The sequence below is a fragment of the Collinsella aerofaciens ATCC 25986 genome, from assembly GCF_964259375.1.
Lineage (GTDB): Bacteria > Actinomycetota > Coriobacteriia > Coriobacteriales > Coriobacteriaceae > Collinsella > Collinsella aerofaciens_BO.
In genome coordinates this window covers 1-22,998 of record NZ_CAXVJM010000007.1, presented here as the reverse complement: position 1 = coordinate 22,998, position 22,998 = coordinate 1, and the positions used below count along the sequence as shown (strand labels likewise).

General features: G+C 59.3%; 18 protein-coding genes. 11 read left to right on the top strand and 7 right to left on the bottom strand.

Annotation, left to right across the window (positions count from 1 at the left end):
• Nucleotides 1-22 precede the first annotated feature (22 nt).
• A complete protein-coding gene (locus ACEXKH_RS04375; protein ID WP_373573218.1) occupies nt 23-1,801 on the bottom strand; it encodes a PTS lactose transporter subunit IIBC in 1,779 nt (592 codons plus the stop codon).
• 284 nt (nt 1,802-2,085) lie between these two features.
• Between ACEXKH_RS04375 and ACEXKH_RS04370 the strand changes: the two genes are divergently transcribed.
• Nucleotides 2,086-3,087 (top strand): LacI family DNA-binding transcriptional regulator, encoded by a 1,002-nt coding sequence (locus tag ACEXKH_RS04370; protein WP_373573217.1) that lies wholly within the window; start codon nt 2,086-2,088, stop codon nt 3,085-3,087.
• A gap of 339 nt (nt 3,088-3,426) precedes the next feature.
• On the opposite strand, the gene lacG is transcribed toward ACEXKH_RS04370, so the two are convergent.
• On the bottom strand, nt 3,427-4,866 hold the full coding sequence (gene lacG, locus ACEXKH_RS04365) for a 6-phospho-beta-galactosidase (protein WP_373573216.1): 1,440 nt from the start codon (nt 4,864-4,866) through the stop codon (nt 3,427-3,429).
• A gap of 66 nt (nt 4,867-4,932) precedes the next feature.
• Nucleotides 4,933-6,708 carry a lactose/cellobiose PTS transporter subunit IIB gene (locus ACEXKH_RS04360; protein ID WP_196025650.1) on the bottom strand — a complete coding sequence of 592 codons (1,776 nt, stop codon included), beginning with the start codon at nt 6,706-6,708 and terminating at the stop codon, nt 4,933-4,935.
• A gap of 357 nt (nt 6,709-7,065) precedes the next feature.
• On the opposite strand from ACEXKH_RS04360, the gene ACEXKH_RS04355 reads away from it, so the two are divergent.
• The 7 genes from ACEXKH_RS04355 to ACEXKH_RS04325 all read left to right on the top strand — a co-directional run bounded on the left by ACEXKH_RS04355 (nt 7,066) and on the right by ACEXKH_RS04325 (nt 13,645).
• Complete coding sequence (locus ACEXKH_RS04355) at nt 7,066-8,070, top strand: LacI family DNA-binding transcriptional regulator (RefSeq protein ID WP_373573215.1); 1,005 nt, start codon at nt 7,066-7,068, stop codon at nt 8,068-8,070.
• 214 nt (nt 8,071-8,284) lie between these two features.
• Nucleotides 8,285-8,623, top strand: a complete 339-nt coding sequence (locus tag ACEXKH_RS04350) for a PTS lactose/cellobiose transporter subunit IIA (RefSeq protein WP_089572387.1) — start codon at nt 8,285-8,287, stop codon at nt 8,621-8,623.
• A gap of 459 nt (nt 8,624-9,082) precedes the next feature.
• On the top strand, nt 9,083-10,072 hold the full coding sequence (locus tag ACEXKH_RS04345; RefSeq protein ID WP_373573214.1) for a hypothetical protein: 990 nt from the start codon (nt 9,083-9,085) through the stop codon (nt 10,070-10,072).
• A gap of 307 nt (nt 10,073-10,379) precedes the next feature.
• Entirely contained in the window at nt 10,380-10,808 is a 429-nt protein-coding gene (lacA, locus tag ACEXKH_RS04340) for a galactose-6-phosphate isomerase subunit LacA (protein ID WP_006234830.1), read from the top strand.
• A gap of 63 nt (nt 10,809-10,871) precedes the next feature.
• Nucleotides 10,872-11,396, top strand: a complete 525-nt coding sequence (gene lacB / locus ACEXKH_RS04335; protein ID WP_006234831.1) for a galactose-6-phosphate isomerase subunit LacB — start codon at nt 10,872-10,874, stop codon at nt 11,394-11,396.
• Nucleotides 11,397-11,774: 378 nt separating this feature from the next.
• Nucleotides 11,775-12,656: an aldose 1-epimerase family protein gene (locus ACEXKH_RS04330; RefSeq protein ID WP_373573213.1), complete on the top strand. Its 882-nt coding sequence runs from the start codon at nt 11,775-11,777 to the stop codon at nt 12,654-12,656.
• Between the two features lie 53 nt (nt 12,657-12,709).
• On the top strand, nt 12,710-13,645 hold the full coding sequence (locus tag ACEXKH_RS04325) for a hexose kinase (RefSeq protein ID WP_195361267.1): 936 nt from the start codon (nt 12,710-12,712) through the stop codon (nt 13,643-13,645).
• A 257-nt stretch (nt 13,646-13,902) separates the two neighbouring features.
• On the opposite strand, the gene ACEXKH_RS04320 is transcribed toward ACEXKH_RS04325, so the two are convergent.
• The 3 genes from ACEXKH_RS04320 to ACEXKH_RS04310 all read right to left on the bottom strand — a co-directional run bounded on the left by ACEXKH_RS04320 (nt 13,903) and on the right by ACEXKH_RS04310 (nt 18,339).
• Nucleotides 13,903-15,204 (bottom strand): ATP-binding protein, encoded by a 1,302-nt coding sequence (locus ACEXKH_RS04320; protein WP_373573212.1) that lies wholly within the window; start codon nt 15,202-15,204, stop codon nt 13,903-13,905.
• A 310-nt stretch (nt 15,205-15,514) separates the two neighbouring features.
• Nucleotides 15,515-17,143: a UDP-glucose--hexose-1-phosphate uridylyltransferase gene (locus ACEXKH_RS04315; protein ID WP_373573211.1), complete on the bottom strand. Its 1,629-nt coding sequence runs from the start codon at nt 17,141-17,143 to the stop codon at nt 15,515-15,517.
• Nucleotides 17,134-18,339, bottom strand: a complete 1,206-nt coding sequence (locus ACEXKH_RS04310) for a galactokinase (protein WP_373573210.1) — start codon at nt 18,337-18,339, stop codon at nt 17,134-17,136. The genes ACEXKH_RS04315 and ACEXKH_RS04310 overlap by 10 nt, the downstream gene beginning before the upstream one ends.
• A 383-nt stretch (nt 18,340-18,722) precedes the next feature.
• Between ACEXKH_RS04310 and ACEXKH_RS04305 the strand changes: the two genes are divergently transcribed.
• Both ACEXKH_RS04305 and ACEXKH_RS04300 read left to right on the top strand, forming a co-directional pair.
• Nucleotides 18,723-19,709, top strand: a complete 987-nt coding sequence (locus ACEXKH_RS04305; RefSeq protein ID WP_161156063.1) for a LacI family DNA-binding transcriptional regulator — start codon at nt 18,723-18,725, stop codon at nt 19,707-19,709.
• A gap of 129 nt (nt 19,710-19,838) precedes the next feature.
• Complete coding sequence (locus ACEXKH_RS04300) at nt 19,839-20,999, top strand: FprA family A-type flavoprotein (protein ID WP_373573209.1); 1,161 nt, start codon at nt 19,839-19,841, stop codon at nt 20,997-20,999.
• 66 nt (nt 21,000-21,065) lie between these two features.
• Here ACEXKH_RS04300 and ACEXKH_RS04295 read toward each other — a convergent pair whose 3' ends face one another.
• Nucleotides 21,066-21,869 (bottom strand): DeoR/GlpR family DNA-binding transcription regulator, encoded by an 804-nt coding sequence (locus ACEXKH_RS04295; protein WP_373573208.1) that lies wholly within the window; start codon nt 21,867-21,869, stop codon nt 21,066-21,068.
• A gap of 335 nt (nt 21,870-22,204) precedes the next feature.
• Here ACEXKH_RS04295 and ACEXKH_RS04290 point away from each other — a divergent pair.
• Nucleotides 22,205-22,998: class II fructose-bisphosphate aldolase (locus ACEXKH_RS04290; RefSeq protein ID WP_373573207.1), on the top strand; the 794-nt coding region annotated here is incomplete at its 3' end.

Below are 22,998 nucleotides of genomic sequence, written 5' to 3'. Positions count from 1 at the left end.
CGGGCACCAGCAGAGGGAGGAACTAGTCGAGGTTCTCGCGGAGCCACTTGATGGCGCCGGCAGGGTCGCGGGTAAGGTCGATATATTCCTTACCGCGCGGGGCGAGCAGCTTAATGCCCAGACGATCGGTGTCGGCCTTCATGTCGTTGTAGTAGCTACGAACCTGCGGGGCGAGCACGATGACGTCGTACTGATCCATGATGGCGGTGTGCTGGCCATAAGCGCCGGCAGAGGAAGCGATGTTCTCTCCGGTCTGTGCGGCACCTTCCTTGATGGCGTTGGCGAGCATGGCAGAGGTGCCGGCGCCGGCGCACAGGACGAGGACCTTCAGGCCATCGACATCCTTCTTGGCGGATGCATCGGCAGCGGGCTCGGGCTGATCGGCGACAGGCTTGCTGTCGGCGGCGGCAACAGTCGTCTCGACGGAAGCGGTAGCCTGCTCGACAGCGGGCGCAGAGGGCTTGGCGGCGATGGCAGCGGCACCATTGGACTCGAGACCCAGCTCGGCGGCGCGCTCGGCCTCCTGGTCGCAGAGCAGCTTATCGTATGCCTTCAAGAACGGCAGGTAGATGATAGCGTCCAGCAAGATGATAATCGCGACAAATACCAGGGCGATAAGCTGGAAGTTCGTGGTGATGAAGATGCCGATGGGGGCAGGGGTAGCCCAAGGCACCACGAAGGAGAAGCCGTTCATGCCCACGTTATCGATAAAGAACTTGGCAACACTCACGTTGACGCAACCAGCGGCAACAAAGGGGATGAGCATGTAGGGGTTAAGGATCATCGGCGCGCCAAAGAGCAGCGGCTCGTTGACAGCAAAGGCAACAGGAACAATCGAGGCCTTACCGACGGCTTTGAGCTGCTTGGACTTCATAAAGAGAATCAGCAGAAGCGGCACGATGAACGTGGCGCCGGTGCCGCCGAACTCACCCACGAGCGACATGTTAAAGGTGAGGGAGTGGGCGGGGTGACCACCGGCCAGCAGAACCTGCAGGTTCTCGGCCTGGTTGGCAAGACGGATGGGGTCGATGCCCGGCTGGACGATCGAGGGGCCGTGGACGCCGATGAACCAGAAGAACGCGGTGGCAGCCTGGATAAGGATAAGGCCAGGATAGGTTTCTGCAGCGGTAAAGAGCGGGGAGAGCAGTTTGATAAGCAGCTCGGAGAACGGAACGCCCATGAGGTTGCGCACGACGACATCGATGATGCCGCAGATGATGACAGCACCGCCAAAGGGGATGATGTCGCGGAAGTTCTGAGCGATGGCGCCCGGGACCTCCTTAGGCAGCTTAATGGTCAGATCGCGCGAGACGCAGAACTTATAGACCCACACGGTAATGAACGCGGCGATATAGGCCGAGAACAGACCGCGCGTGCCCATGCTGGTGCAATCGAAGACCGAAAGTTCGGAGCCGTTGAACTTGGTGGTGAACTGCGTAACAGCGAGCAGCAGCATGCTGCACTGGGCGGCCACCATGGTGGAACCGTCGTTGAGCACTTTGCCGGCGGGCATGCGACGGTTCATGGAAGCCGTGAAGTTCTTGGCAGTGGTGCCGGCAACCATGATGCCCATGACGCCCATGGTGAAGTTGTAGAGCTTGTTGCACCAGTCGATGAGCGGCTGGGGCAGCGTGACGCCGACTACGCCGGGAAGGGTGGCAATGAGCAGAAAGATCGAAGAGGTGAGGACAATGGGCATGCACCCAAGGAATCCGTCCTTGATGGCCTGGAGGTATATGTTCCTCGAGATCTTCTCAAAGAACGGTTGATGCTTTTCGAGCATCTTTACGATGGCGTCCATAGAGCTCCTTTGCTACTTGATGCGCGATGCATGTGGATGGAACTGGTCGTCGATGGATGGTCAGGACTGCCCGGAAACCTTCCTGCTTAAGGAAGGCATTGCGAAATGACAACGTTGTCATTTCGTTAATGACAACGTAAGACATTTTTGGAAGAGCAACAAGGATATACGGGTGAGCGGTCGATATTGTTCGGTAAACGGTTGATTTATCAGTCAGGCAGGTAGTGTATGCTAGAACGCAAAAAGCAAGCGATAGAGAACCGAGTGGAGAAGCAGTGGCAACGATGGACAAGAAAAATGTCTCAATGAATGATGTGGCGATTGCCGCTGGTGTTTCTCTCAAGACGGTTTCGCGCGTGATTAACGAGCCCGATAGCGTGCGAGAGTCGACACGCGATAGGGTCCATGCTGCCATGGAGGCGCTTGGGTTCCGGGCGAACTTTGCCGCGCGTTCACTCAAGTTGGGCCGTTACGGGTGCATCGGCGTGGTGATGTTTCACTTGTCGGGCGGTGCCGTGGACATGATTGACGGTATCGCCGATGCCGCCGAAGAGCGAGGATTTGCTCTCACGATGATTAAGAAGCGCGCAGGGGAGAAGATGACCCTTGCCGAAGCGGCGCGTAGGATGTCGCAGCTGCCTGTTGATGGCATGATCTTCAACCTGCGTCAGATGGTCGATGACTTTGATACTTTTGAGGCACCGAAAGACCTCAAGACGGTGATTATCACACCGATGGAACATCCTACCTGCTCCACCGTCAGTGACGACCAAGAGGGCGGCGCGCGCATGGCGTGCGAGTACTTCTTGGATCATGGTCACAAGAACGTGTATTTCGTTTCGGGTAAGAAAGAGTCGCTGTCGAGCCAGTGCCGTATGAAAGGTTGGCGTGCGGCACTCGAGGCGCGTGGCATTGAGCCGCCCGAGCCTCTGCAAGGCGATTGGAATGCGGATAGTGGCTATGCCGCGGGCCTTGTGCTTGCCGATAAACCCGATTGCACGGCGGTCCTCGCTGCTAACGACTGCATGGCAAACGGCGTGATGATGGCTCTACGTGACAAAGGGCTCAGTGTGCCCGACGACGTGTCCGTGATCGGCTTTGACGATGAGCTCTACAAGACGATTCCCAACTCGATTCTGACGTCGGTGAAGTTTCGCCACCGCGAGCTGGGCATCCGTGCGCTCAACGAGGTCGTTGCGGGCCTAGAAGCTCCGAGCTCCAGAAGCCGTACGCTTGTCTCGGGCGTGCTGGTCGAGCGTTCCAGCGTAAAGGACCTGCGGGCGTAGACGTGCTCGGCCTATTCCGTTTGTCTCAATCTGTAACAGCTAGGACCCAAAAACTCGGCTAGATGTTACAGATCGAGATTTTTGGCCCGGCTTATTCCGTTTGTCTCAATCTGTAACAACTAGACGGTCAAAAGTGGTCTACATGTTACAGATTGAGACAAACGGCCCGCCCTCGGTCCGCCCAAAAACAAATACGGCGGATACGACCAAGGATGCTGAGGCATCCACCGGGAAGGTCGTATCCGCCACACGGAAAGAGGTGCATGGACGCAGCGCCCATGCGATCGGGAATGGTAAGGTGCACGGCAGCGTGATGGTCACGGCGGCCGATGGCGTTAACTAGTCCAGACGACGGGTCTGCGCCACGTGCTTATACCAGTATGCGCTTGCCTTGGGCGTGCGCTTCTGGGTTTCAAAGTCAACGTAGAAGAAGCCATAACGCTTGTTGTATCCGTTGGTCCAGGAGAACTGGTCCTGCAGGCTCCACAGGAAGTAGCCGCCCACGTTGACGCCCACCTCCATGGCCTTGAGCAGCCAGCGCAGGTGCTGCTCGATGTAGTCGATGCGCGGCTGGTCGTCCACAAAACCGTCCTTGTAGGGGTCCTTGTAGCCCATGCCGTTCTCGGTGATGAAGATCTGCTTGTAGTTGGGGTAGCGCTGCTTAATGTAGACGAGCAGATCGAACAGGCCCTCGGGATAGATGATCCAGTCCCAGTCGGTGGTGGGGATGCCGGGCTTGTTCACATGCTCGCCAATGCCCTTGACGCGCCAGCGGCCGGTGCCTTTCTCGCCCGTACCGTTGTGGTGCAGGTCGTTTTCGCCGTCGTAGGCCTTCAGGAAACGGCACTGGTAGTTGTTAACGCCCAGGTAGTCGTTGTAGAGGGCGGCCTCGCGCATGATTTCCAGATCCTCGTCTAGGATCTCGATGGTACCGCCCGAGACGGCGGCCAGGCGGTTGGCGCACTCGAGGGTGTCGGGCGCGTAGTCGCCGCGGAACGTCGCGTCGAGCAAGAACTGGTTTTGCAGCACGTGCTCGTTGTTGGCGGCTTTGATGTCGGCGGGGTCGTTCTCGTTGAGCGGATACTTAAACTCCAGCGACTGAATGACGCCGATCTTGCCCTTAAAACCGCCGTTGTGGAAGGCCAGTACTGCCTTGGCGTGGGCGAGCATCATGTTGTGCTCGCACTGGAAGGCCTCGGCCAGATGCGCCTTGACGCCACCGGGGAAGGTGCCCTCGATGTAGGTGTTGGAGGCATCGGCCCAGATCTCGTTAAAGGTGAACCAGTAGGTCACCTCGTCGGCGTACTCCTTAAAGCAGAAGGTGGCAAAGTCCACAAAGGCGTCGATGGTCTCGCGGTTGAGGAAGTCGCCCTTCTCAAAGAGGGGAAGCGGCGTATCGAAGTGATGCAGCGTGACAAACGGCTCAACGTGGTGCTTGTGGCATTCGGCGAAGAGATCGTGATAGAACTGGACACCCTCGGGGTTAATCTCACCGATACCGTTGGGGAAGATGCGGCTCCAGGCGATAGAGAGGCGAATGCCGTTGATGCCAAACTCCTCGCACAGTTCCAGATCGACGGGGTACTGGTTGTAGAAGTCCGAAGCGGGATCGGGGGAGAAGCGCCCCTGGGCCTCCAAGAAGTCGTCCCAGGCAACCTTGCCCTTACCGTGAGTGCGGGTCTCGCCCTCTACTTGGTAGGCAGCAGTGGCGCCGCCAAAGACAAAGTCCTCGGGAAACTGCGCAGGCGGGTTAGTGACGCTAGCAGGGTTAACGGACATGATGATCCAATCGTCTAAATCGAAGGGCCAGCCGGTCTTGGATGGTCGGCTGGCCCTGAGCGTTACTTACTTCGAGAGTTGCTCGCTTACGAAGGCGAGAGACTTATCACCGTTCTGGGAGAGCTCGATGTACTGTTTACCGCGGCAAGCGACGCACTTGTTGCCCACGCGCTCGCAGTCCTTCTGCAGGTCGGCCAGGTAGCTGGCGGCCTGCGGGGCCAGGACGACCAGGTCAAAGTCGGGGAGCATGTCAACGTGGTTGCCATATGCCTCGGCAGCGGTCTCAAGATTGATGCCGCGCTCTTTGGCGGCCTTGGCCAGTGCGTTGGCGAGCAGGCCCGAGGTTCCGCCGCCCTGGCAGAGCACGAGCACGCGCTTGCCGTTGAGGTCGCTGGCGGTCGTTGCCTCGGCAGCGGGTGCTGCAGAAGCGGCGGGGGCATCGGCCTTCACGGCCTCGGCAGCAGCGCCGGCGGCAACGCTCTTGGCGTCAGCCTTGCCCTGGAAGGCATCGTTGAGCTTGGCAGCCTTCTCGGCGTTCTTGGCGGCGAGCTCCTCCTCGGAAATCTCGGCCTCCTCGGCGCACTTCTGGGCGTCATAGGCACGGAAGAACGGATAGTACAGAACGAAGTCGACGACCAGGATAAGGGCGAGCATCACAAAGGCGAGCGGCTGGAAGCCCAGGCCCATGATGGTGCCGATGGGGCCGGGGACGGTCCAGGGCAGGGTGTACATAAAGCCGTTCATGCCCAAGAAGTCGATAAAGATCTTGAGGATCCAGATATTGGCGATCGGGGCAAAGACAAACGGGACAAAGAAGACGGGGTTGAGCACGATGGGTGCGGCGAACAGCAGCGGCTCGTTGACGGCAAAGCACACGGGGACGATAGCGGCCTTACCGACGGCGCGCATCTCCTGAGACTTGGCCAGGAAGCAGAACATAAAGACCAGGACGAGCGTGGCGCCGGTGCCGCCCATGCAGACGACGAAGTACTGGGCACCCTGTGTCAGGACAGCAGAAGCGTGCTGACCGGCCTGGAACGCAGCCAGGTTGTCGGTCATGTTGGCAACGAGAGCGGCAGCGATGGCGGGCTCGACGATCGAGGGGCCGTGGACGCCCACGAACCAGAACAGGCTCATGGCGCCGTAGATCACAGCGAGGCCGATGTAGCCGTCGGCAGCGGTGAACAGGGGCTGGAACACCTGGATGACGCCCTGGGCAAAGCAGAAGCCAAAAGCAGCGCGGAAGACAATGTCAAAGACCCAAAAGACGGTGATGCAGACGGAGAAGGGGATGATGTCCTTAAAGGTCTGCGAGATGTTGGGCGGAACCTGCTCGGGCATCTTGACGGTGATGTTGCGCTTAATGAAGAACTTGTAGATGATGCCGGTCACAAACGCAGCGATAAAGGCGGTCAGCAGGCCTTTGGAACCAAGGTAGGTGGTGTTGAAGCCGCTGGCAGCGTCCGTGGCGATCGTGTCGCTCGAAAGGAGCAAGAAGCCGATGATGGCCGCGCACATGCACGAGATGAAGTTGATCTGGTTGTTCTTGGGCAGATCGCGGTTCTGAGCGTCGGCGAAGTGCTTGGCCGTGGTGGCGGCACAGGCGATGGCCAGGATGCCCATGGAGTAGTTGTAGCACTTCCATAGGGCGTTGTTGATGTCATCGGGCCAGTAGAAACCCCAGATATTGGGAACCGAGGCTACCAGGCAGAAGATGGACGAGAAGATGATGATGGGGATGACGGAGATAAAACCGTCGCGGATCGCCTTGAGGTACTTGTTGCGGGCGATCGCGTTGAAAAAGGGCTGCCCCTTTTCGATGATGGCGATGAGTTGCTCCATGCAAAGCTCCTAAGAGTCGGTGGGTTGGCAACGATGGTAGCTTTTGACGTTTGGTTGCCAAAATGTTGACGTTGCCATTTTGCGACACAAAATAAGACGCGAACCGATGGCCCCTGTGCCTGTGGACCGTCGATTCCTTGCGCGTAAACGTTTGAGCCGCCCGGTGGCTCTGTGTTTGCACAATGGCAACGTTAACATTTGGTCGACAAAAGCTGTTCGGGGAAGCAAAAATGTCGGTGAACGGTAGGTTTTGGGTGGTGAGCGTATGGTGGGGGAGGCGTTGGATATACTTGAAGGCGTTAAAAATGACTGCGTAGGGTGTCACCAATGGCATCGTTGACATAGAAAGATCGACCTATGGCCGCTGTTAAAAAATCGGTATCCGTTAAGGATGTGGCGCGTCTCGCGGGCGTCTCGGAACAGACGGTCTCGCGCACCGTTCACGATTCGCCCAGCGTGCGCCCCGAGACCAAGGAGCGCGTGCGTGCCGCCATGCGCGAGCTGGGGTATCGCCCCAATTTTGCCGGTCGATCGCTGCGTCGCGGTAAGTTTAAGACCGTCGGCGTCGCCATGTTCAATATTACCGGCACCGGCAACCTCGACCGTATGGAGGGCTTTGCCGCCGCCGCCGATAAGCACGGCTATGCCATCACTCTCACTAAAGTAGACGGGCATCCGTATACCCTCGAGGGCGCATCGTCGCGCATGAGCGCACTGCCGGTGGACGGCATGGTTGTGATTATGAACCGCATGCCGGCGGACTTTGGCACCTTTGAGCCGCTGCCCGGTATGCAGACGGTGCTCGTTACCATGCTGGAGCACCCGCTGTGCTCGACGGTTGATAACGATCAGTTCGATTGCTCGCGCCAGGTTGTCGAATACTTACTGGGGCAGGGGCACAAGACCGTGCACTTTATCTCATGCCCCGAGCGCTCGCTTTCGGGCATGCAACGCGAGGAGGGCTGGCGTGAGACATTGCGCGCGCATGGTGTTGAGCCGCCGCGACTCGTCCGTGGCGATTGGACGGCACAGAGCGGGTATGCTGCCGGTCAGGCTCTGGCGGACGATCCGACCTGTACGGCCATTTATGCTTCCAACGATGCCATGGCATATGGCTGCATCCGTGGGCTCGAGTCGCGCGGGAAGCGCGTGCCCCAGGACGTAAGCGTGGTGGGTGTTGACGATAGTTTGGGCGATATCGTGCCCGATCGTCGCCTGACCACGGTGCGCTTTGACAACAAGCGCGTCGGCATGTGGGCTGTCGACAAGATCGCCGGCGCCGAGGGGGTTGCGTCTGGCGTGGAGCACATGCTGATCCCCGGCATGCTCGTAGAGGGTGATACGGTGCGCGATGTACGCTAGGGTGTGGACCTGTTTGGGTTGCCACTAATTGTGTTCGATATTGTTCGCATTGATTTAAAAACCGTTCACGGGCGAAAATCGACCGTTCATAGCTCGAAATTGCGTTTTGCATTGTTCTGTTTTGTTTGAATGTTAATGTTTCTATCATACACAACGCAGCGCGTATGCCCGGACGCGATGCTCTCCATTGGTTCATGTGTGAAAGGAACGCAATATGGCAACCAAAGAAGAAATCTCGATGGTTGGATTCGAGATCGTCGCATACGCGGGTGACGCCCAGACCGATCTGCTCGCAGCGCTCGATGCTGCTCGCGAGGGTGATTTTGAGAAGGCCGAGCAGTTGCACAAGGATGCCAGCGATGCGCTCATCGGTGCCCACGACACGCAGACCAAGCTGCTTTCGCAGGAGGCCGGCGGCGGCGAGATGGAGATGACCTTCATCATGGCTCACGCTCAGGATACTCTCATGACCACCATGATCCTGGAGAAGCAGACCCGCTTTACCATCGATGCCTATAAGCGCATCGCCGCACTCGAGGCTAAGCTCGCCTAACGAGCTCTCACAACCAAGTCCCCTTCCAAAAGCTCTGCCGCTACCCGCGGCAGGGCTTTTCTGTATCCCTTCTGTCTTGGTTGCGGTGAAATTGGGCTCGACAGGCTAAGATGACCCGCTTTCCTCCGTCTTCCGAGGGGCGGTTGGCAACGCTCGCCACGAAAACGGCCCATCTACTACGTTTAACCCGATACCCCCGACCACACCCGCGTTTCATGAAAAACTGCAGGCGTTCTACCTGCGGTTTTGTTTTTGCTCCATGTGGCATGGCCGGGGATGGGCAGTTAAACGTAGTAGATGGGCCCATTTTGTGGCAGGCAGATCATGCGGCGGCCCGTTGCGCCTCCTGTCGTTCGGTTTTTCGCTGGGTGGGTATACTTCCTTTCGCATTAAACGCCGGAATGAGGAGGTATCCAAATGCCGGATAACGGGTCAATACAAAAAAGAGACGCGCATGAGATGGCTCATGGGCGTCCTGTCCAGATAACCGAGCACACGACGGTAACCGAGCTGCAGCCCAGTCTGTCCGATGTCGTGTGCGCAAACAAAAAGCTGCAGATTGGCTTTATCGTTGCGCTCGTGGTCCTGGCGCTGCTGTCGGGCTTTGTAGCTCGTCCGCATTTCGCCGATACCAAAACTTGGGACTCCACCATCGAGGTCATCGACCAAAAGAAGGGTAACGTACTGGCGCTCACGACCTCGTGCGTGGCGCTGTCTGCGGGCATTACCGCGCTGCCGGGTGATACGGGAACGCCGGTTGCCGAGCAGCTCGCGCAGCTTTCAGGCAACCTTGGTATCGTGCTTGCCGTGCTCTACCTCGAGAAATACCTGCTAACCATTTTGTGGTCGGTTGGCTTGGGCATCTTAATCCCGTTTGCGTTGGTGCTCTTTGCGGTGTCGCTCGGCATTCACGGGCGCTGGAGCACGAGCGCTGTCCTGCGCCGTGTGGCGACGCGCGTGCTGGTGGTTGCCGTGATCGGCATGGCGCTCGTGCCCGCGAGCGTATGGGTGTCGCAGAAGGTCGATGAAACGTATCGCGTAAGTATTGAGCAAGCTGAGCAAAAGGCTGCGGACGCTGCGGATGCGGCCGACACCACGGACAAGTCAGCCGAGACCAGCTCAAAATCGAACAAGAAAAAATCCGAGGCCACGGAGTCCAAAAACGTGCTCGAGCAGTTGACTGATGGGGCCTCGAGCCTTGTTACGTCGGTGACCAGCGGCGCCAAGCAGATGACCGATGAGATCGTGCGGCAGGTGACCGATCTGATTGAAGGCGTCATCGTGATGATCGTGACTTCGTGCGTTATCCCGCTGCTGGTGCTCGTGGCGTTCCTATGGCTGGGACACGTGCTGCTGGGGGTCGATATTTCCGGCCCGGCGAACTATTTGACGGGCCGCTTTCTGAGTGCTCCGTCCAAGCACGTCAAAAAGGGCGGGCAGTCCGAGTAGCTAAAACAGCTGTATATACCGGGGAATACCGCCGAAGGGCGGCCGAGACACGTTCTCGGTCGCCCTTTTGTTTGTTGAACACGTGGGCGCTACGTCCGCGCCGGGCTCAAACGGTCAGCAATCATCCGTGAATGGTGTTTGTTCAAAAAAGAACAAAGATAAACAAATTATTGTTGCAGTCGGTGTTCGAATGTGTTCAAATAAACACGAACAGTGAAGAACCGCACATTCAGATGCCCGGACCTGAACGCGATTCAACACTTCCAAACAGAAACTACGCACCTGCGTATCTCTCAAGGAGGATGTCATGAGGGTTGTAATCGCTTCCGATGCCGACGGTATGTCGATGAAGGAGTCCATCAAGGAGATGCTCATCGCCGACGGTCACGAGGTCGTCGACTATTCCGAGACCCCTGCCGCGGACTTTGTCGATTCCGCGACCGCCGTTGCCAAGGACCTGCTGGAGCACAAGGATTCCCAGGGCTTCGCATTCGATAAGTACGGCGTCGGCTCCTATATGGCCGCCGTCAAGATCAAGGGCATGGTCGTCGCCAACATTTCCGACGAGCGTTCCGCTTACATGACCCGCGAGCACAACGGCTCGCGCATGGTCACCATGGGCCCGGGCGTTGTGGGCACCGAGGTCGCCAAGAAGATCGCCCGCGAGTTCCTGCGTGCCCAGTACGCCGGCGGCCGTCACCAGATCCGTGTCGACATGCTCAACAAGATGGCCTAACGAGAGCCACCGAGAACTCGAACTTCTACCTCAACTTGTGAATTCAGACGAAAGGACGTTCTGATGAAGAAGACCATCGCAATCGGTTGCGACCATATCGTTACGGACGAGAAGATCTATCTGGCCGACCGCCTGGAGCAGGCTGGCTACAAGGTGCTCGACTGTGGCACCTACAGCCACACCCGTACGCACTATCCCATCTACGGTAAGGCCGTGGGCGAGGCTGTTGCCAGCGGCAAGGCCGACTTTGGCGTGGCCCTGTGTGGCACCGGCATCGGCATCACCAACGCCGTCAACAAGGTTCCCGGCGCCCGCTGCGCCCTGGTTCGCGACATGACCTCTGCCCTGTATGCTCGTCGCGAGCTCAACGCCAACATCGTGGGCTTTGGCGGTAAGATCACCGGCGAGTTCCTGATGGCCGACATTATGCTTGCCTTCCTGGAGGAGCCCTACGAGAAGACCCCCGAGCACGATGCCCTGATTGCCAAGATCGACGCCTGCAATAAGGCCGACGCCGAGGCTCAGGCTGACCCGCACTTCTTTGACGAGTTCCTCGAGAAGTGGGACCGCGGCGAGTATCACGACTAAGGAGGTTACGCGGTTTTACCAAACCGCGTAACGGGTCGACGCTGCGCGCCGCCCAGGCACCCCATCTCGCCGCTCAAACCGTCGCTCGCGTACATGAAGTACGCGTCGCTCCTCTTTCGCGGCGACCTGGGGCACCTGAGCGCCGCTCGCTGACGTTTGAGTGACCTGTGAGATCGCCCCTGTTGTTGCGAAGTGTTCTGGTACGGCGAGCTGCTCCGATAACACGTTTGCTTGCTTGGCTTGAGTGCTTCGCTCTTGGCTGTACTTGGCGATTTGAAGCTTTTCAATTGACGGCTCGCGTTTCTGTGAGGGGGCGCGGGCCGGTTTTCTATCAGCCCCACTGACTCGGCGGGCTGGCGTACGAAAGGGAAGGCTCCTATGGAGTTTGTTCTTGATAACGGTTCTATTCGTGTGGCACTGAGCACGGCGGGCGGGTCGTTCACTTCTATTGCGGCCAACGGCCGTGAGTACCTGTGGCAGGGTGACCCGGCGGTCTGGTCGGGCCAGGCACCCATTTGTTTCCCGATCTGCGGCGGCCTTCGTGACGGTCGCGCAATGACCATGGGCGGCCGCGAGGTCAAGCTTGCCCGTCACGGCTTTGCTCGCAAACAGGAGTGGAAGCTCGAGGAGCAGGGCGACAACATGGTTGCGCTGAGCCTAAGCTCTGCCGACCATGCCGAGTTGCTCGAGCAGTACCCGTATCCGTTTAAGATCGTTGCTCGTTACACGATCGATGCGGCAAAGGTGGCCGTGTCGTACGAGGTGACCAATGAGGGCACCGAGGACATGCCGTTCTTTGTGGGCGGTCACCCTGGCTTTAAGTGCCCGCTTGACGAGGGCGAGTCCTATGACGACTACGAGCTCCGTTTTGAGCAGCGCGAGGCCGCCGAGCTCTGTACTGCCGTTCCCTCGACGGGCCTGATTGATGTTGAGCATCGCAGCAAGAACCCGATGGTTGGCCATGACCTGCCGCTGACCCACGAACTCTTTGACTTCGCAGAGACCATCTTTGACGTGCTCGAGAGCCACGTGGTTACGCTTACCAAGAAAACCGAGGACAAGGGCGTGCGCCTGACGTTCCCCGATATGCCATACCTGATTGTGTGGAGCAAGCCCGAGGGCGACTTTGTGGCCGTGGAACCGTGGGGCGGCCTGTCCACCTGCTCCGACGAGGACGATATTCTGGAGCACAAGCGCGGCTGCCTGGTGGCCAAGCCGGGAGAGACCGTCACCCGCGGCTTTGAGATCGAGATCCTTTAACGAGCTATCGTATGTTTGGGGCGGGTTATGCCGCCCCGGAACAGGAGTTCAACATGATTCTGACCGTTACCATGAACCCGTCGATTGATACGCGCTATCAGCTCGACAAGCTGATCATCGACGATGTTAACCGTGTGACACCCGAAAAGACCGCTGGCGGCAAGGGCCTCAACGTGAGTCGCGTGCTGCTGCAGCTGGGTGACGACGTGCTCGCGACCGGCCTGCTCGGCGGCCACATGGGTGCCTATATGGCCGAGCTTATGGATGCCGACGGCGTCAAGAACGACTTTGTGCCTATTGCCGGTGAGACGCGCATCTGCCTGAATATCCTGCACGAGGGTAATCAGACCGAGCTGCTGGAGAGCGGCCCGCAGATCGCCCCGGCCGAGCTCGAGGCCTTTACGGCCAAGTTCGCCGAGCTCGCAGCGAAGGCGGACGTCGTGACGCTTTCGGGCTCGCTGCCGCGTGGCGTCGATGCCGGCTACTATGCCGAGCTCGTCAAGATCGCCGAGGAGGCGGGCGCCAAGGTGCTGCTCGACACCTCGGGCGCATCGCTGGAGGCCGCGCTGGAGTCCGACGCTAAGCCTGAGCTCGTAAAGCCCAACCTGACCGAGATTAACGGCCTGCTGGGTACGTCCTTTACGACCGATGATGTCGATGCCCTGCGCGAGGCGCTTGCCGCCGATGACCGTTTTGCCGGTATCCCCTGGGTTGTCGTTTCGATGGGCGCTGCCGGTTCGGTGGGCTTCCATGAGGGCCGCGCGTTCCGCGCCAAGACGCCCGCGATTGCGGCTGTGAACGCGACGGGTTCCGGTGACTCGACCATCGCCGGCTTTGCGCATGCCATTGCGGCTGGTGCCGATGACGTCACGGTGCTCAAGACCGCCAATACCTGCGGCAAGCTCAACGCTATGGATCCCAAGACCGGCCACCTGGTCATGGACCGCTGGGACGAGATCTACAACAACGTTGAAGTAACGGAGCTTTAGGGTTACGCGGTTTTACCAAACCGCGTAACGGCTCGACGCTGCGCGGGCCGCATTTGGACAATCTGACGTTCAACTTCAAGGGCGCGACCAGAAGGTCAGCGCCCTTTCGTTTCACGTCACCTTGTCTCAAATGCGGCCCGCTCGCTGCCGTTGCCAAAACATCGGCGTTGCCTTGCTTCGGGAATGCGGCAGATAGAGACGTTCCTTTTTTGCCGGCAGTTTGGGACACTCCTTACGGGGCACCCCCTCCACAGCGCTTATGCAAGCTTGTCGATTTGCCCAATCTCCCAGAGCGGAATATTGACGAGCGTGCCTTCGTCTCTATATGCCGCTAACGATGTTCTCACGCAGCGCTCGAGCTTGAACTTCTCGCAGGCAATCCTCAGGCTCTTTGCTTTGAGATTCTCTGCCGCCTTGACCTCGAGCGGAAGCACGGTCCCCGCATGGTCGACGGCAAAGTCAGTCTCTGCATTGCCGGAGGAGGATGACCAATACGCGGGAGTATTGCCTTGGAGCAAAAGCTCCTGTGCGACGTATTGCTCGGTCAGCGAGCCTTTGAACTCCGTAAAAACAGCGGGCCCGTTCAGAACAATGGCTGGCGTGAGGCCGGAGAGTGCTCCGAGGATGCCGGTGTCGATGCAGAACAGCTTGAAGCCCGAGAGATCCTCGTAGCTTGTGAGCGGTGCTCTTAGGGCGGAAACACGTGGTACCTTATGAACGATTCCATAGTCCATGAGCCACTGGAGGCTTTCCTCAAAATCGCGTGCGCGCGCCCCGGGACGAAGCGCGCCGTAGACGAACTTCTTGTTTTCCTTTGCGAGCTGGCCGGGAAGGGATTTCCAAACCAGCCTCATGCGCTCGACGATGCGGGCTGGCGCATGCTTGCCAAAATCGGATTCATAAGCTTCGATGATTTGCTGCTGAAGCCTGCGGGCCTCGATGAAATCGTGGGAGGCGGCGAAAGCGGAGACAACTTCTGGCATGCCTCCGACAACGAGGTATTCCTTGAGCAGGCGCTCGAGCTTTTCGGAAACGTTTGCCAGCAGGTCCATGTCTGCGGCAAGGATGGCATCTGCGAGCGGATCGCCATCGACGGCACGAACGAACTCGACAAACCCCATGGGGCGCATGGTAAGCTGGTCGATCTTGCCGACGGGGAAAGACTCGTTTTCGCGTCGGAGCGCGAGCCCCATATAGGAGCCGGCTGCCACGATATGGTATTCCGGCGCCAGCTCGTTGAAGTATTTGAGCGAGGTGATGCCACGCGGTGCCTCTTGGATTTCGTCGAAGATGATGAGCGTGTCTGTCGGCGTTATGGTCTGGCCGCGCAGGAGCTCTATCTGGGAGATGATGCGTTTGGGGTCAAGGCTTCCGTCGAACAGCGAACGTGCGCCCGGTTCGAGCATAAAGTCAAAACGGATGACGTTTTGATACTGCTGGCCTGCGAATTCGTTGAGAAGCCAGGTTTTTCCCGTCTGGCGGGCCCCCTTAAGCAGGAGGGGCTTGCGGTTTGCCCTAGATTTCCAAGCGATGAGTTCGTCCATTAGCTGTCGCTGCATACTGCCCCCTAACGATCATGGTTAGTATAAGACCGTCTTGGTCTTTCCATCGAAAAATGTGGGAGTAAACCACGTTTTTCCATCGAATAATGTGGGAGGTAACCACGTTTTTCCATCGAATAATGTGGGGTTTAGGTCGGCACCTGGGGCGCTCCTTCTCTGCCGGCAGTTTGGAACACTCCTTGTTTTGGTGCAAATTAGCTACCCTTGCATCAGAAAACGGCGCCCCCCGGCGATGTTGCCGGGGGGCGCCGTTGTCGTGTAGGTGGCTATGTCGTGGGGGCTGCCGTTGAGCGTCCGGGTCTGTGCTCTACAGCGAGTCGATAAAGCGCTGCTGGGCGGCACGTCCTGCCTCGTCCCACTTAAAGACGCCGGCGTTGTCGAGCACGTGGCCAAACACCACGCCGACCTCCTCGTGCAGGATATCGATGGCGTTGTCGGCCGTAAGCTCGTCGGCGCGGCGGGCAAAGACGTCCTCAGCCCATGCGGCGTGGCTGCGGCAAAGATCATCGCCCTCGAGCGCACCGGCAAGGTCGTAGCTGGCATCGACCTTGGCTGCCAGCAGATGCTCACGGACAGCGCCAAGCTCGGGAACCAGGCGCGGCGGCAGAATGGCAAGGCCCATGACTTCGATCAGGCCGATGTTCTCCTTCTTAATGTGGTGGTACTCGGCATGTGGGTGGAAAACGCCTAGCGGGTGCTCGTCGGTCGTGATATTGCAGCGAAGCGCCAGGTAGGCCTCGTAAATCTCGCCGCCGGCGTTGCCGCGGGAGTCCACGCGGCGAATGACGGGCGTCACGGTGTTGTGGGCCACGCCGTCGGCTGTGTGCGCGATGACGCCCACCGACTCATCGGTCCACTCGCGCCAGGCGAGGATAATCTTCTCGGTGGCGTCGAGCAGCTGGGCGCGGTCGTGCGAGCGCAGTCGCAGCACCGAAAGCGGCCACTGCAACACGGTACCGCTGACCTGGTCAAAGCCGGGCATGCTAAACTGCGAGACCTCGGCGGCGTGCATCATGGGGAACTCGTGCGCGCCGCCCTGGAAGTGGTCGTGCGACAGAATCGAGCCGCCCACGATGGGCAGGTCGGCGTTGGAGCCAATAAAGTAGTGCGGGAACAGGTCGACAAAGTCGAGCAGGCAGGTCAGCCCCTTGCGGTCGACGTGCATCGGACGATGCTCGGAGCTCATGGCAATGCAATGCTCGTTAAAGTACGCGTACGGGCTGTACTGGAAACCCCAGCGCTCGCCGTTGAGCTGGATGGGGATAATGCGCAGGTTCTGGCGAGCGGGGTGAGCGCCGCCGTCGGCTGCGGCAGAGCGTCCGGGATAGCCCTCGTTTTCGATGCAGAGCTGGCAGGCAGGATACTTCTCGCCCGTGTTCTTGGCTGCACCTGCCGCGGCGATATCGCGCGGGTCCTTCTCAGGCTTGGAGAGGTTGATGGTGATCTCAAGATCGCCCCAGTTGGTGGAAGTGCTCCATTTGATGTTGCGCGCGATGGCGGCGCGGCGCACGTAACCGGCGTCACAGCACAGGCCGTAGAACCAGTCGGTCGCGGCGCGGGGCTCGTTGACGCCCATACGTCCGTTGAACTCCTCGTTTACAACCGAAGGCCTCGGCATGAGCGCGCCCATGATGCGCATGGCGAGGCGGTCGCGGCCCGACGCCGTGTCCTCGGCGGCGCCGTTGGCAACGGCAGCCTCGGAAAGCGCGGCAAGCGTGCCCTCCAGGTCAAAGTCGGGGAGTGTATTGGGGTGCAAGAGCGAAATCTTCTCGGTCTTGAGCGCCCAAGCCATGTCGAGTGCGGGGCCCGTGGCGCCGATGCACTCCAAAATGGTGTTGTATGCCCAGATGCGATCGTCCTGGCCGATCATCGATCGGTGGATAGCGTACTCGATCAGGTTCTGCGCGGCCTCGCGCACGTCAGTCATTACAGCCATGCCGCGTAAGCCCCCTTGTCAGAGATGGCGTAGTGACGGGCAGAGCCCTCGCCCAGCCAGCCGTTCATCTTGGTAATGAAGGTGTCGACCAGATCGAGCGGCACGAAGGCCTGGATGGTGCCACCAAAGCCGCCACCGTGGATGCGGACGGCGCCGCGGCCGTCGAGCACGTGCTCGGCCAGCGCTAGGGCATACATGGAAGGCTGCTCGGAACCCAGCTTGGCAACAACATTCTGCAGGTACATGGCAGAGCTGGCGCCGGACTCGCGCGTCAGGACTAGGAACTGGTCAATGTCGCCGGCGTTCAGGGCTGCCCAGCGCTTGTCGACCAGGCCATTCTCGTACCAGTAGTGAACGGCGCGCAGGCAGGCACGGTCGCCCAGCTTGGCGCGCAGCTCGGGGAGCTTGGCGTCAAAATCGGCAACGTCGACCTCGCACAGGCGTGCCTTGCCAAACTCGGCGGCAACGTCCTGCATCTCGCGCGGAACGGCGGCGTAGTCGTCGGTAGCTGCCACATGGTCGGCGCCAACCTTAACGAGCACGAGCGCGTAGCCATGATCCTCAAAGTTGAGCTCGAGCTTCTGGGTCTTCGGCTGAGCCTGATCCTCAAAGTCCATGTAGGCAAGGCCGCCCAGGCACACGGCAGCTTGGTCCATCAGACCGCAGGGCTTGCCGTAGTAGTTGTTCTCGGTGCGCTGGCTCATCTGCGCAAGCGCGACGGGCTCAATGGCGGGCGCGCCCCAGAGCGTCTCCATAGCGCGGCCGTATGCCGCCTCGACAGCAGCGGAGCTCGAAAGGCCGCCGCCCGAGGGGACGGAGCAGGTGAAGGCGAAGTCGAAGCCCTGGGGCTCAACGCCAAGCGCTGCGATCTCGTGGGCCATGCCGCGGACGAGGCTCGCGGACGTGCCCTTCTCGGACGCTTGAATATCCAGCGTGTCGAGCGTGATCTCAAAGGTGGGGTAGCCCTCGTCGGCGACGCGAATCTTGTTGGTGTCGGTCGCTACGGCAATGCCGTCAACGGCGACATCGAGCGAGCCGGCGATGACGTGGCCGCCCTCGTGGTCGGTGTGGTTGCCACTGATCTCGGAACGGCCGGGTGCGTGCACGTAGAGCACCTGGCGGTCGCCGATGGGGCCAAACTCCTCCTCAAACAGCTTGGTGAGCGTGGCGAATGTCTTTTCGTCGGGGGTGGTCATGAGGGTCCTTTCCTTGGCGCGCACGGGTGAGTTTTGCGTCGTTATGAGTACGTTAACAACTTGAAGCGGCATGAACCAAGTGTTCACGATACCGCACGTTACGGGCTATGTTAACGTACTCATAACACATCGCTTATCACTTTTTGAGAATCTGGTAACCGGTAGAAATTCAGCCGTGAACGGTATTGCCGTATGGACTTATAGAGCAGAAGGGTTGCGGATTGAAAAAGTAGAGTACGTTAACATGCGTCCGACGATAGCGGGCCTCGGCGCGGGGTGTGTTTCTGCCCGGGCCGGCATGCACGCTATTCAGATCTCGCAAGGGTGAAGGTGATCCTGTGGCAAGGCGCCCGTCCAACGATACAGGTACGCGTCCGGTCTCCATGGCCGACGTCGCCCGCGCTGCTGGCGTTTCGCAGCAGACGGTTTCGCGCGTCGCCAACGGCTTGCCCAACGTTAACGAGCAGACGCGCCAGCGCGTGCAGGCAGCCATGCAGGAGCTCGGTTTCCGTCCGAGTTATGCCGGTCGCTCGCTGCGCGATGGCCGTTACCATTCGGTCGGCCTGTGCATCAACGATGTCACCAAGTTTGGCAACCTCTCAATGATCGACGGCATCGCCAGCGCTGCTCGCGAGCATAATTGCGCCATCACGTTGGTCGAGATGTCCAAGACCGAGGAGTTTTCGCTTGCCGAGGCCACGCGTCGTATGGCCGCATTGCCGGTGGACGGCATCATCATCGGCATGAGCCGCATGGCGCCCGATTTTGAGACGTTTGATCCACTGCCGGGCATTGGCACGGTCATCGTTACCATGTACGCGCACCCGCGGGTGACCACGGTCGATTCCGACCATTACGGCTGCTCGCTATTGCTTATGGATCACCTGTTTGAGCTGGGGCACGAGCAGATTCGCTATATTGGCGGCCCGTCGTTCTCGGTCGACGAGCAATTTCGTCGCGCCGGTTGGCAAGATGCACTCGAGCGTAAACACATCGAGCCGGTAGAGCCGCTCGAGGGTGACTGGTCTGCCAACAGCGGTTACGAAGCCGGCAGGTATCTGGCCGAGCACGACCGCACCATGACGGCGATCTATGCGGCAAACGATCAGATGGCAAATGGCGCGATTGCCGCGCTGCGTGATAGCGGTCTTCGCGTGCCCGAGGACGTAAGCGTGGTGGGCGTCGATGATTCGCTCGATGATTTTGTAGCACACAACGAGCTCACGACCGTGCGATTCGATCTACATCAGCGCGGACGCGAGGTGTTCGAGCATGCGGTTCCCGAGGCGGGTACGGCGGGCAAAACCGTTGCCATTCGCATTCCCGGTCAGCTCATTATTCGACATAGCACGGCGATACCGCGCGCATAGTTTGTGCAGGTAAACGGCGATTTATTGCATTTCAATAACAATCGGTATGGATGCTGACGGATAGCCGTGGCTATGAAGGCGAGTGCTATGATAGACGGGTTCTTTTGTCTATCTAGGAGGCTTTGCCTGATGGAGATCACCAAGGATATCCGCTACATCGGTGTCGACGATCACGACATTGACTTGTTCGAGGGCCAGTACGATGTGTCCGAGAACGGTATGGCATACAACAGCTACGTTATCTTGGGCGAAAAGATCGCTGTCGCCGATTCAGTCGACGGCGGTTTTGTTGACGAGTGGCTCGGCAACCTCGAGGCCGCGCTCGACGGCCGTACGCCCGACTACCTGGTCGTCCATCACATGGAGCCCGATCACTCCGCCGGTATCGCCGCCTTTATGGAGCGCTATCCCCAGGCACAGATTGTGGCCAGCATGGGCGCCTTCCGCATGATGGTCAACTACTTTGGCACCGACTACCCCGAGCGCAAGATGGTCGTCAAAGAGGGCGACGTGCTCGATCTGGGCGGTCACAGCCTAACGTTTGTCGGCGCCCCCAACGTGCACTGGCCCGAGGTGCTGTTCTCTTACGAGTCCACCGACAAGGTGCTCTTTAGTGCCGACGGCTTTGGCAAGTTCGGTGCTAACGACATCGAGGACCCCGAGGGTTGGGCCTGCGAGGCTCGCCGCTACTACTTTGGCATCGTGGGAAAGTTCGGCAAGTTTGTGCAGGCTGTGCTCAAGAAGGCCGCCGATCTGGATATCCAGATCATCTGCCCGCTTCACGGCCCCGTGCTGACCGAGAACCTGGGTTACTACCTCGACACCTACAACACCTGGTCGAGCTATCAGCCCGAGGACGAGGGAATCACCATTGCCTACGCGAGCGTCTACGGCCATCTGAAGGCTGCCGTTGAGGAGCTCGCATCTGCGCTCGAGGCTCGCGGCCAGAAGGTCTCCGTCTTTGACCTGGCTCGCGACGACATGGCCGAGGCCGTTGAGGACGCGTTCCGCTATGACCGTCTGGTGCTCGCTTCTATCACCTATCAGGGCGAGATCTTCCCGTTCATGAGCACCTTTATCCACACGCTTGCCGAGCATGCCTACCAAAACCGTACCGTGGCGCTTGTCGAGGCCGGTTCCTGGGCGCCTGCAGCTGCCAAGGTTATGACCAAGGAGCTCGAGGGTATGAAGGACATCACCCTGGCGCAGAACAAGGTGACCGTTCTGGGTTCGCTCAACGACGTCTCGCGCGCCCAGATCGAGGCCCTCGCCGACGAGCTTTCCAAGTAGCGATACGTTCACTCTTAACGCACAAACCACCACAAAGGGGACAGGCACCTTTGTGGTGGTTTTTGTTTAAGCGCCGGCGATGACGAGATTTGGGCGGGCGTTGTCGACGATCTCGGCGATTGAGGTGGCGACGGCGTGATCGGGGTCACGGTCCATCACGATGGCGTTGACGTCGCTCAGCTCGGCAAAGCGGTACATGCCGCGTCCGTTGACCTTGCTGGCGTCCATGAGGGCAACGCCTTGACGGGCGGCGGAGATCATGGCTGTTTTGGTCTCGGCCATCTGCGGAAAGTCGGTCGTAAAGCCGCAGCCGGGAACAAAAGCGCCGGGGCACATGACGGCAAGGTCGGCATGGACCATTTGGAGCGCCTGCATGGTGAGCGGTCCGTACAGATAGCGATGACCTTTGCGCAGTGCCCCGCCCAGCATGACGACATCGACCGAGGGCATGCTCTCATCGATGTAATCGGCAATGGTGATATCGGCCGTAATGACCGTGATGCCGTTGCGCTGATCGAGCAGGCGGACGAACTCGAGTGCCGTGGTACCGGAGTCGACGAGCACCGTGTCGCCGTCGCTGACGAGATCGATGGCACTTTGGGCAATGGCCTGCTTGGCGGCAACGTTGACGTTAATACGCCGGTCCTGCGTGGAGACGGTCAGCCGCTTTTGGAGTGATACGGCGCCGCCGTGCGTGCGGCGCAGCTTGCCGGACTCGGCAAGGGCGTCCAGGTCGGCACGGGCGGTGACGGAGGACACGCCGAAGGTCTGGGCAATTTCTGCCACCTGAACGGAGGCGTTATGCTCGAGCATCTCCATGATTGCGGCGCGCCTCTCGTCGGCGAAAGCTCGGCTTGTTGCGGGGGCCATAGCTGCTCCATCCTCAACCTAAATTTGCAGGAATTGTGTTGAGCCTATTTTCGTTCATTTTCTTTTTTAGTAAGAAAACGCCTTTCGATTACTTATTTTTTCTATAAAAGAAAGATGATTCGCTCGAAAACTTCAATATCGGAGAGCGGAATGTGGCCCGAATCCCTTCCGTTTGCTTTTCAAAAACGAGTGTCTTGAGCTGTGTGCCGGTGATATCTCATGCGTGTGGCGTCGTCGATTTTCATACAATGAGCGCAGCAAAACGCAAGGTAAAACGCCTTGCGGACACGTACGCCCGATGTCCAGATGCGGGCGAGGGAGAGGAGCAAACGCTCATGGCACTTGTTACCACCGAAAAGATGCTCAAGGACGCTCAGGCCGGCCACTACGCTGTTGGCGCTTTCAACGTCGAGAACCTCGAGTTTGTTATGGCCGTTCTGGCCGCTGCCGAGGAGACCAAGTCCCCCGTCATCATGCAGACCACCCCGGGCACCATTAAGACCGCTGGCCTGGATTACTTCTATGGCATGGTCAAGGCTGCCGCCGAGCGCGCTTCCGTGCCCGTTGCTCTGCACCTCGATCACGGCGACGGCTATGACCGCTGCATGCAGGCTTTCCGCACGGGTTACACCTCCGTCATGATCGACGGTTCGCACGAGTCCTTCGAGGACAACATCGCTTTGACCAAGTCCGTCGCCGATGCTGGCCGCGCCATGGGCGTGCCCGTCGAGGCTGAGCTCGGTAAGGTTGGCGGCAAGGAGGACGACGGTCCCGCGGTTGAGGGCGAGAGCCCCTACACTGATCCGGCCGAGGCCAAGGAGTTCGTTGAGCGCACCGGCTGCACCTCGCTGGCCATTGGCGTTGGCACCAGCCACGGTGTGTACACGAGCGATCCGCACATCGAGCAGTCCGTGGTCAAGGCAATCCGCGACGCCGTCGACGTGCCGCTGGTTCTGCACGGCACCTCCGGTGTGCCCGATGAGCAGGTTGCTGAGGCTGTGAAGAACGGCATCTGCAAGGTCAACTACGCCACCGAGCTGCGTCAGGCCTTCACCAAGGGCTTCATGGCCTACATGGCCGAGAACCCTGCCTGCTTCGATCCCAAGAAGCCGGCCAAGGAGGGCATGCG

What these genes read in the sequence shown, in the direction of transcription:
- ACEXKH_RS04350 (WP_089572387.1), top strand. Translation starts at nt 8,285, where the DNA reads ATGGCAACCAAAGAAGAAATCTCGATGGTTGGATTCGAGATCGTCGCA.
- lacB (WP_006234831.1), top strand. Translation starts at nt 10,872, where the DNA reads ATGAAGAAGACCATCGCAATCGGTTGCGACCATATCGTTACGGACGAG.
- ACEXKH_RS04300 (WP_373573209.1), top strand. Translation starts at nt 19,839, where the DNA reads ATGGAGATCACCAAGGATATCCGCTACATCGGTGTCGACGATCACGAC.
- ACEXKH_RS04310 (WP_373573210.1), bottom strand. Translation starts at nt 18,339, where the DNA reads ATGACCACCCCCGACGAAAAGACATTCGCCACGCTCACCAAGCTGTTT.
- ACEXKH_RS04355 (WP_373573215.1), top strand. Translation starts at nt 7,066, where the DNA reads ATGGCCGCTGTTAAAAAATCGGTATCCGTTAAGGATGTGGCGCGTCTC.
- ACEXKH_RS04360 (WP_196025650.1), bottom strand. Translation starts at nt 6,708, where the DNA reads ATGGAGCAACTCATCGCCATCATCGAAAAGGGGCAGCCCTTTTTCAAC.
- ACEXKH_RS04370 (WP_373573217.1), top strand. Translation starts at nt 2,086, where the DNA reads ATGGACAAGAAAAATGTCTCAATGAATGATGTGGCGATTGCCGCTGGT.
- ACEXKH_RS04330 (WP_373573213.1), top strand. Translation starts at nt 11,775, where the DNA reads ATGGAGTTTGTTCTTGATAACGGTTCTATTCGTGTGGCACTGAGCACG.
- ACEXKH_RS04375 (WP_373573218.1), bottom strand. Translation starts at nt 1,801, where the DNA reads ATGGACGCCATCGTAAAGATGCTCGAAAAGCATCAACCGTTCTTTGAG.
- lacA (WP_006234830.1), top strand. Translation starts at nt 10,380, where the DNA reads ATGAGGGTTGTAATCGCTTCCGATGCCGACGGTATGTCGATGAAGGAG.
- ACEXKH_RS04305 (WP_161156063.1), top strand. Translation starts at nt 18,723, where the DNA reads ATGGCCGACGTCGCCCGCGCTGCTGGCGTTTCGCAGCAGACGGTTTCG.
- lacG (WP_373573216.1), bottom strand. Translation starts at nt 4,866, where the DNA reads ATGTCCGTTAACCCTGCTAGCGTCACTAACCCGCCTGCGCAGTTTCCC.
- ACEXKH_RS04325 (WP_195361267.1), top strand. Translation starts at nt 12,710, where the DNA reads ATGATTCTGACCGTTACCATGAACCCGTCGATTGATACGCGCTATCAG.
- ACEXKH_RS04295 (WP_373573208.1), bottom strand. Translation starts at nt 21,869, where the DNA reads ATGGCCCCCGCAACAAGCCGAGCTTTCGCCGACGAGAGGCGCGCCGCA.
- ACEXKH_RS04345 (WP_373573214.1), top strand. Translation starts at nt 9,083, where the DNA reads ATGGCTCATGGGCGTCCTGTCCAGATAACCGAGCACACGACGGTAACC.
- ACEXKH_RS04320 (WP_373573212.1), bottom strand. Translation starts at nt 15,204, where the DNA reads ATGCAGCGACAGCTAATGGACGAACTCATCGCTTGGAAATCTAGGGCA.
- ACEXKH_RS04315 (WP_373573211.1), bottom strand. Translation starts at nt 17,143, where the DNA reads ATGGCTGTAATGACTGACGTGCGCGAGGCCGCGCAGAACCTGATCGAG.